Here is an 8,319-nt window from a genome sequence, read left to right as displayed (position 1 = left end):
AATGGTGTAAAGAGCCAGTTTCTGGCAGCAGTTGTAATTCAACTTGCTGATAATCTTGACGCAATTGTTCTAGGTAACGACTCGCTTCACTGCGCTGCACTAATTGTTTATCTTGTTGCTTCTCTAATTGATATTGCTGTTTTTGTAACTCTGAATCTTGCTGCAGTAGTTGATTATAACTTTGCTGAGCCTGAGTTAATGCTTGCCTGTTATCGTCAATATCAGTAATTAATTCTGGCGATATTACTGGCTGGGCAAGTTGTTGTTTGGCACTATCTAATTGATAGTGTATTTGCTGCTGATCTTTTTGCAGCTTAAGCTCTTCTCTATGTAATTGAGCATTAAGAGCGTGTTCTTGTTGATGAAATACTTCATTAATATGAGATAGCTGTTCATTTGACGTGCGCGTAATAAGTGCAGATTTTTCGTTATTACTACTGACAGATTTAAGCTTTTCAACTTCAATTTTTTGAATTAGCTTATCAAATTTTTGCCCTATTTTAGTAATATTACCTTCAAAAGCATCGATAACGGCAATCACTTCATTCAGCTCTGCTTGAATTTGCGGTGCTTGCTCGGCCTTTATTTGATAACTACTGGCGTCATCGTCTTCATAGTTAAGTTTGTCTTCATCAAGTAAGTCTATTTTACTTAAGTCGGCATCAATTTTAGCGTTTAAATCAAATAAAGCTTTTTGATATTGCTCAGTGGCATTGGCTAACTCAGTATCGAGTTTGTTGCGTGTTTGAATACTGCTTTTCTTCAGCTCTTCTCTGTCTTGCTGTTTTATTTCAAGACGCTGTTGATGGGCGATTACTTCCGCATGTAGATGTTGTAACTTATTTAATAAACTGGTGAAAATACTAAAGTCATTTTGCCAAACAGATATTTTATCGGCTACTTTTTTAATGGCTCGACTGGCCTGGATATCCGCAAGCCAGCTAGTAATATCGGCTTTATTTAAACTGAGTTGTTCTTTTTCATCATTAGTATCTCGGGCAAGGTGATCACTGGCAATAGCCACTAACATACGTTTAACTGCTTCAAAATCTAGGTTTTTTTCTATGGTGCCGTTAATCACTTTATCAATATGTGGACAGGCTTGCTCACTAAAAGAAAAGCGATTTTGCAGTAATCTAATTTCTTTGTGTTTACGGCCACTGCGTAGATTTTGAATCACTTGGCGGTATTTATCTATACCGAGAAACTTAGAGCTTTCTTTACCTATGCTACGGTAGTTTTTTTCTATTTCGTTGAGTGTAAAAGGCTTAGCTTTGCTACCTTGTTCGTTAACTTGGCTACTGGCGATAAAATGTTGCGCATCGTAAGCATCGTCAATAAATTTAAAGTGTACACCTCGACCATCACTGGTGGCTAACACCTGGCATTTTTGGCCAAAAGGTCTTTGGTATTCGTACACTAAAATGCTGGATTCACGGGGTAAGTAAAAGTCAGCAAAGTTTTTTGCTTGATCAACCTTGCTAACAATATCACTGGGTCGCATGCCATAAAAAAGTGGTAACAAACGCATTAATGAGGTTTTGCCTGCACCGTTGGTGCCTTCAAGTTGAGTGTGCCCGGTTAGATCAAGTTCGTTTACTTGACCCTGCCAAAAACTGTCGATAATAATAATGCGTAGCAGCGAATAGCCGTGTTCAGGCATAGTGTGACCTTAGGGGAATTAAATGATTTTAAGTAAAGTTAATCAAGAGGTTGCAGTTTTAATACTAACGCTGGGTCAATTTTTACACCGAACCAGTTAATGCGCCAGTCTAAATGAGGTCCGGTTGCTCTGCCGCTTTTACCCACTGCCGCTACTACCTGCCCTTGTTTAACTTGGTCGCCTTGTTTTACATAAGAATTACTTAAATGTAAAAAGGTTGAGCTGACGCCCTGGCCATGATCAATTATCATGGTACCACCAGAATAAAACATATCGGGAACCCAAAGTAATACCGTACCTGATGCCGGAGCTTTCACCGGATCGCCAGTTTTACCGGCGTAATCTAAACCAAAATGAGGGTTTTTAGGCACGCCATTATATACTCGCTGACTGCCATAAACACCGGTAATGGTACCTTTGATTGGCGCAATAAATCCTTGAGCAAAATAACCAAGTTCACTTGAAATTTTTCGAGCCGCTTTTACCTGTTTGCTGTCTTGTTGCGCTCTAGCAACAGACTTAGGGTTTGGCTGCATAATGCTTTTTTTAATACCTTCAATACGCTGGATATTATACTCGCGTATTGAAGGTGTTAAGGTTTTTGTTACCCGATCACCATTAACCGCAGTAATCACTAATTGGTAACTTTGTTTATCATCACGAGAAAAACCAAAGGTGTAATCACCGTTTCTAGAAACGGTAATTACCTTGCCATTTAAGGTGACAGTATTGTTCGGTAATGTCTTACCAACAATTAATCCGCCTTGTTTAATTTCACCGCTTAACTCGAACTTTTGGCTAGTGTTATGAAAAGCACTCGCAGAAAAGCTCGCAGCAAATGCCAAAGCCACTAAGGACTTGTTTAGAGAGCTACCCATTTACAATTGCGCCTTTAGCAACGCCTTCATAAGCAACAACTTGCACTGTATTGTTGGCGAGTTCAGGATGGCCAGCTTTTATTTGCCTTAAAATAAAGTCGGCCAGTAGTTCCACGGTTGAATCACAATCAACAACTTCTAATATTTTTTTATCAACGGCGATATCAAATCGACCTTGTGGCGCATGGTAACTAAAATATTGGTGGTCGGGAGTCAAATTGTTCATTGCATGAGCAGATAACTCAATATCATCAACAGATATTCTATCGGCCTCGCTGGCAATATAGATATCTTTCCAACGTTGACACCACTGCGCTTCTAACTGAGCATCCCTTTTATCATCAACATAAATCTTAATTTTTGATCTATGACCATGAGCAATACGTTGGCAATTACCATCGTGTAACTTCAAGCCATGAGTATAATGATAATAATCGCTCGGAATGACTTCCGGACGTAGTACCAATGTTAATCCTTGCACATTATCCGGCAGTTGCGCCAAGATAATAGCCGTTAAGTGTTTAGTCACCGCAGCTACTGTGATGGTTAAACAGTCTATAGAAGCAAAAGCGCACGCTGGAGATTGCAAATAGTAATTTGCCACATCGCTATTGAAGTCAATGGTTTGATGACCTTCGTTATGTGGTGAATCGGCCAACGTTAATGCTGGCTCTTGTATCGCCAATACCAATTTATGATCAACGGCATCATCAATAATGGCTTTAATTTGCTTTTTAACTACGGCAAAATCAAGCACCATGCTTTGGTCGTTTAACGATCCATCGAGTAATACGTCAACAATCCAGCTCTCACCTACAATTCCGCGCTGTTTACACAGGTATGAAAAATCAATAACGGTAAGATCATCTACAAATAATTGCATTTTTTTCCTTTTTTAACTTTTGGCTCTCAACTTAAATTGGTTTAACTCTTTTGTGAGTATTATCTACTTTAAACATTAAGATAATACTCACTTAACTTAATGAGTTAGTCTGCTACGGTCCACAAAACATCTTCACCTGCGCGTACAGGTACTACAACATCATCACCAAAAGTCATGGTTGCTGGTACTTGCCAAGTTTTTTTAACTAGGGTTATTTTATCTGTATTTACGGGTAATTGATAAAAATTTGCGCCATTAATGCTAGCAAATGCTTCTAACTTGTCTAAAGCACTTTCTTGTTCAAATACTTCCGCATACAATTCGATTGCCGCAAAAGATGAATAAACACCAGCACAACCACAAGCTGACTCTTTAGCATGTTGTGCGTGTGGCGCAGAATCAGTACCTAAGAAGAATTTTTTACTACCACTCGTTGCCGCAGCTCTTAATGCTTGTTGGTGAATATTGCGTTTTAAAATAGGTAAACAGTAATAATGTGGTTTGATACCACCAACTAACATGTGGTTACGGTTATACAGCAAATGATGCGCGGTAATAGTAGCGGCAACATTATCACCAGCGGCTGTAACAAAGTCCACCGCATTTTTAGTGGTGATATGCTCTAACACTATTTTAAGATTCGGGTAGTTAGCAACTAACGGCTGTAAAATGGTATCAATGAAAACTTGCTCTCTATCGAAAATATCGATTTCAGCATCGGTCACTTCACCATGAACCAATAACGGCATTTCAACTGATTGCATGGCAGCAAAAACTTCCGTTAAATTGGCAACATCCGTGACACCTGATGAAGAGTTAGTCGTTGCACCTGCGGGATATAATTTTGCCGCATAAACTAAACCTGACTCTTTCGCTTCAATAATTTCTGCTGCGGTAGTTTTATCTGTTAGATATAACGTCATTAGTGGTTTGAAATGTGCATTTGGCACTTCTGCCATAATGCGCTCATGATAACTTTTAGCTATCGCGGCATTTGTTACTGGCGGTACTAAATTTGGCATTACAATCGCTCGGCCAATATAACGACTAATGTCTGCTACGGTATTTTTTAATACTACACCGTCACGTAAATGCACATGCCAATCATCAGGACGGGCGATGGTTAATGTGCTAATTGCAGCATCCGTTGAGGCACTGTTTGAGCTATTGCTTTGATTTGTCATCTTCTTTTTCCAAATTTTTATGGTTTTAATCAGTCACTGTAGATATAAAGTAAGTAACTGTTTTATAATTATATATTGTCTTCGTGGCTCTCGATATAACGGTAACGCGATACCCTTATGGTTATGCGTTACCAGATTTCCGTCGTTATCATGACTCTTCTGAAACTTTTTCACCCTCAAGAAGCGCCATTAACTGTTCTTTTAAATTGGGTGGTACTTTAAAGATGGTTAATGAGTCATTATGTGGATTATACACCACGTCTTCGCCAAAATGACTACGCTCGAAACTTAAGCTTATGCCATTACCATAGCCTGAGTATTTAGTGATTTTGTTAACCACTGCTTGCTCGTGTGGAAACGAGTCTTCAATAGGATATGATTGTGTTTGGCAGAACTGATAAAAGTCTTGCTCTGCGCCAGCACTTTCAATAACTTTGCCAATCTCTTGCAGTGATACATCTTGAGAGCTGGCTTTTTGCTCTTTACAGTAGCTCAGTAAATCTTTGCGTGTTTTTTGCTTTTCTGCCGGATCGAGTTGATTTACCGCAACATAATCTTCAACCGCTTGTACCAATGTTTGGGTTTGTTCTTTGGCGTTTAAACCTTCTTCACAGCCTAAAAAATCTAAAAAGAAGTCCGATACCTTACGACCTGCTCTGCCCTTAATAAACGAGATATAACGATTACCTTGGTCATTTTCTTTGTAATCGAACAAATCAATACGCGCTGCCAGTTGTATTTTATTAGTATCAAGGTGCTGCGCCGCTGATATATTTAACTCGCCATCAACACTGTAATGTTCAGACACAGGAATAACCGCTACGAATAAGTATCGACCACCCATGTATTCATAATGACAGATAACAAAATAACCAGTCTCTTCTATGTCATATTTTTCAATTTCATTTTTTAATACATTGGCCGCTTGGGTACTAAAATCATAGAAATTTTGCTGTTCAGTTAAATAACTTTCCATTAAATCAACAAAGCGCGCGGCATCACCTTCACCCGGCATTGCTGAAAAGCTGCCATAGGCTTTATTTCCTTTGGCATTATATATGGTGTGTAAACCATCAACAAAGTTAGTTGTTTTGGCACTTTCTTCGTTGAAATCAATATTTTCTGGTCCGAGGCGCAAGACAACTTCACCGGTATCTTCTTTTTTAGACAAAAAATGTAATGCAATGTTAGTAATTATTAAGCTCATAGGATTTTATGTTCTGTTACTGATGTTAATTAATGTTGGTGTTTTATTTCTGCTATATATTAAATTGTGCAGGCATTTGATAAACTAGATAAATTAAATTTATCATTAACGAAAACTATTATTATGCCTATTGTATCTAAATATTCGAACGAACGTGTAGAAAAAATTATCCAAGATTTACTTGATGTACTTATTAAAGAAAAAGCAACTCCAGATTTAGGCCTAATGTGTTTAGGTAATGCGGTCACTCACGTGCTTAGCCAAGTACCGGAAAGCAAACGTAGTGCTGTTGTCGACAACTTTACCCGCGCATTAAAAAAATCTGTTTAAGCCCTTATTCAGTTTAAATACTTACTAGTTCAATTTCTCTGCAAAAAGAAGAATAATAATCAATGGTTTCTTTTGATACAAAAAGCTATAGCAAAAAACTATTACACTTGATCAGTTGGAGCCATTGGTTCACATTTTTCAATATTTTAGCAGCAATCGCACTATCCTCTTACTATTTATTTAGTGATCCCGCACCGACAACACTCTTTGGCCAAGTGTACTTAATAACAACTTGGGTGAGTCATATTGCCTTTTTGACCTTTATAAGTTTTGTTTTGGTGTTGTTTCCTTTAACACTCGTTTTCCCTAATACAAAGTTCATTAGAACCAGTGGCTCTATCATTTTTGCCCTGGGTTTATTATTACTGATGCTCGATGCCTTTATCTATAGCCGCTTGGGTTACCATTTAAACGCCTCTTCAAGTTCACAAATCATTAGCTTGCTACAAGACATTGCCAAAGAAAATAGCCTATTTTTCACTATAGGTGGTGGACTTGCTATTGTTATTTTAGGCTTTGAGTTTATTGTTAGTAATTATGCTTGGAAGCATTTAAGGCAATTACAAAAAACGGTTTTTGCTCGCTTTGTTATTTTTGCTTTAGTTTTATCATTCTTCTTTAGTCATTTAAGCCATATTTGGGCTGATGCGAATCTTGATTATGATATATTACGCCAAGATACAGTATTACCTTTGTCTTATCCGGCCACCGCTAAAACGCTGTTAACTAAATATGGCTTATTTAATATTGACGATTATATCGAGCGTAAAAATAGCCCGTTATCGTTTAGTCACGCTATTCCGAGTTACCCGACTATTACTGCAGACCTTTGCCCGAGTGAAATAGTTAATAAAGCGCCGGCTAACTCGGTATTTTTAATCCTAACGGAGCAACAAGTCTCTATTAGTCAGCTGAATCAATTTAGCCATAGAGCCAGTGCCATTAGCTTACATTTAACCAATAATATTGATACCGGTCTTAATGATGATGCTTGGTTTAACCTGCTTTATTCTTTACCGAGTATCTATCAACAAGATATTTTAAAGCAAGGTGTTAAACCGCTATTGTTTCAGCTTATCGAACAACAAGCCTTAGCAACAAGCTTAACGGTTATTTCTGATGAATTTACCGCTAATTCAGCGCTAGAAGATACAGAAGCTAGTTCCGATGAAAACACCCCTATCAACGAACCTCGTTGGTTCGAAGCGCTGTTTAGTAAAAAAACTGAACTGATTAATGTTTCAAGTCTACTCTTTGCTGAGAAGTTAAATAATAAAGCCCCTGGTTTGCATATTATCTACCTTAAAAACAGCCATATAACTAAGGCCAATAAAGCAGTAAAAAACAATAACCAATATCAATTTGAGCTATTTGTTGATGCTTTACTATTGGCACAGAAACAAAAAGCACAAAAAGATATCATTTGGATTAGCTCTATCGGCAATCAAAGTAATGAAACGCGTTTAAACACTAAACCCGCATTATTTATATATCCGCAAGGAACTAGCGTAAGCCATAAAGATGTGAGCTTTAATACCAGTAATATGGACTTACAGCCAACCTTAATGACCCAATGGTTAGGTTGTAAAATTAACTACAGTAATGGCAGTGACTTACCGTCATTGAATAAAGACAGAGTGATTGCCAATACTACCGATAAAGGCATTATTATCTTTAATAAAGATAAATCTGTCTTTGTTGACCAAAATGGCAATTTTCAAAGTTACTCAAGACAATTTGAAGCACCAATAACGGTAAGCTCAGATTTTCCGTTAATGATTGATGGAGTGCACTTTATTAAGAAGTTTACTCACCAAGAAAAGCAGTAAACGTGATTTAGCTAAACAAAGTTGAGAGAAATAGCCCAATATCGAGTAATAGTTAGCCGGTTAAACAGTTAGGGCTAACTATTCAGTCATTTATCATTGCAATAGCTCGATAAATCATTAATATACAGGCGGTAAACTCGTTATCCCTAGAGTTTACCTTGTCGGGGTATAGCGCAGCTTGGTAGCGCGCGCGTCTGGGGGACGTGAGGTCGCAAGTTCGAATCTTGCTACTCCGACCATATTAAGTAAAATAAATCAGCCACTTAGTGATAGTTAAATGAACTGCTCAAGTCGCTTTTTTATGTCTGTATAACAGTCATAAAATTATTCTCGACTTATTGATTT

7 protein-coding genes and 1 tRNA gene are annotated in these 8,319 nt (G+C 37.8%); 3 read left to right on the top strand and 5 right to left on the bottom strand.

The window, feature by feature from the left end:
- The 5 genes from HRT50_RS16285 to yejK all read right to left on the bottom strand — a co-directional run.
- On the bottom strand, positions 1-1,663 hold a 1,663-nt coding region (locus HRT50_RS16285), incomplete at its 3' end, for an ATP-binding protein (RefSeq protein WP_291616401.1).
- A gap of 38 nt (positions 1,664-1,701) precedes the next feature.
- On the bottom strand, positions 1,702-2,541 hold the full coding sequence (locus HRT50_RS16280) for a M23 family metallopeptidase (RefSeq protein WP_291616399.1): 840 nt from the start codon (positions 2,539-2,541) through the stop codon (positions 1,702-1,704).
- A complete protein-coding gene (locus tag HRT50_RS16275; protein ID WP_291616397.1) occupies positions 2,534-3,424 on the bottom strand; it encodes a 6-carboxytetrahydropterin synthase in 891 nt (296 codons plus the stop codon). Before HRT50_RS16275 ends, HRT50_RS16280 begins: the two co-directional genes overlap by 8 nt.
- Before the next feature lie 104 nt (positions 3,425-3,528).
- Positions 3,529-4,560, bottom strand: a complete 1,032-nt coding sequence (pyrC, locus tag HRT50_RS16270; protein ID WP_291616403.1) for a dihydroorotase — start codon at positions 4,558-4,560, stop codon at positions 3,529-3,531.
- A gap of 196 nt (positions 4,561-4,756) precedes the next feature.
- Positions 4,757-5,815 carry a nucleoid-associated protein YejK gene (yejK, locus tag HRT50_RS16265; RefSeq protein WP_291616395.1) on the bottom strand — a complete coding sequence of 353 codons (1,059 nt, stop codon included), beginning with the start codon at positions 5,813-5,815 and terminating at the stop codon, positions 4,757-4,759.
- Positions 5,816-5,938: 123 nt separating this feature from the next.
- Here yejK and HRT50_RS16260 point away from each other — a divergent pair, with 123 nt between their 5' ends.
- The 3 genes from HRT50_RS16260 to HRT50_RS16250 all read left to right on the top strand — a co-directional run bounded on the left by HRT50_RS16260 (position 5,939) and on the right by HRT50_RS16250 (position 8,213).
- Positions 5,939-6,145 (top strand): DUF1414 domain-containing protein, encoded by a 207-nt coding sequence (locus HRT50_RS16260; RefSeq protein ID WP_291616393.1) that lies wholly within the window; start codon positions 5,939-5,941, stop codon positions 6,143-6,145.
- A gap of 62 nt (positions 6,146-6,207) precedes the next feature.
- Positions 6,208-7,974: a DUF3413 domain-containing protein gene (locus HRT50_RS16255; RefSeq protein ID WP_291616391.1), complete on the top strand. Its 1,767-nt coding sequence runs from the start codon at positions 6,208-6,210 to the stop codon at positions 7,972-7,974.
- 162 nt (positions 7,975-8,136) lie between these two features.
- Positions 8,137-8,213 (top strand) — tRNA-Pro (locus HRT50_RS16250).
- Positions 8,214-8,319 lie beyond the last annotated feature (106 nt).

It is taken from the genome of Colwellia sp., from assembly GCF_013215345.1.
Taxonomy (GTDB): domain Bacteria; phylum Pseudomonadota; class Gammaproteobacteria; order Enterobacterales; family Alteromonadaceae; genus Colwellia.
This window is presented reverse-complemented; position numbering and strand designations above follow the sequence as displayed.